1 protein-coding gene is annotated in these 825 nt (G+C 71.2%); it reads left to right on the top strand.

Annotated features, from left to right (window positions below):
* Positions 1-115 precede the first annotated feature (115 nt).
* Positions 116-825 (top strand): PAS domain-containing protein (locus B3547_RS14595; protein ID WP_349676494.1); only part of this gene is annotated, 710 nt, incomplete at its 3' end.

The raw sequence follows: 825 nt of genomic DNA on the forward strand, positions 1-825 counted from the left end.
CGCCTGCCGGTGTCGAAGCCGCAGGCCGAGGCGCTCGATGCCGCCGCTCGCACCGCCTGGCGCGACGGGCGCGCCACGCTGGACCTGATCGAAACCGCGACCGGCCGCTGGAGCGGTGAAGTCGCCCGCGCNNGGGCGGGGCGAGGATTACCTCGTGTGGCGTTTCACGCCCGTGAACCAGCGCGATCTGGTGGCGGAGATGGTGCAGCACATCGGCGGCAAGGTGGGTCGCGCGCTGGCCCGCGAAAGCATCCAGGCGGCGGTCGTGGCGCCGGACGGGCGCATCCTTGCCGGAAATACCGCGTTCGCCAGCCGCGCCAGCGGGGAAGAGAACGGCGCGGTTGCCGGGACCGAATTCGTGTCCTGGTTCCGCTCGGACGAGCAGGAGCGGATCTACTACGCGAGCGAGGGGGCCAAGGGCATCCCGGTGCGTTTCATCCACATGCCGGTAGCCGATCCGGACGGGGGCATCGATGCCGATCCCTCGCACACCGCCTCGCTGTTCATCCTGCTCGACAACCAGGGCGGGGTGGGCGACGCGCGCACCGGCCTGCCGCAGATCGAGGCTCTGCTCGCAAGGCTGCCGCTGGGCCTGGCCATGACGGACCGCGACGGGCGCTTCCTGTTCGCAAACCGGGCTTTCCTGCGCGCCGCCGGCCATGACGACACGATGCCGCCTCCCTATCCTTCGGACCTTGTCATCCGCGAGGACAAGGGCGCGCTCGCCGATGCCGTGCGCCGTTACGCGCAAGGGGCGCCGACGGCGGGCGATGTGGCGGTGCGGCTGCGGTCCTCGCCAGAGGAGCCGGTTTCGCTGAGCCTTGC

The sequence above is a fragment of the Novosphingobium sp. UBA1939 genome, assembly GCF_002336885.1.
In the GTDB taxonomy this organism is placed as follows: Bacteria; Pseudomonadota; Alphaproteobacteria; order Sphingomonadales; family Sphingomonadaceae; genus Novosphingobium.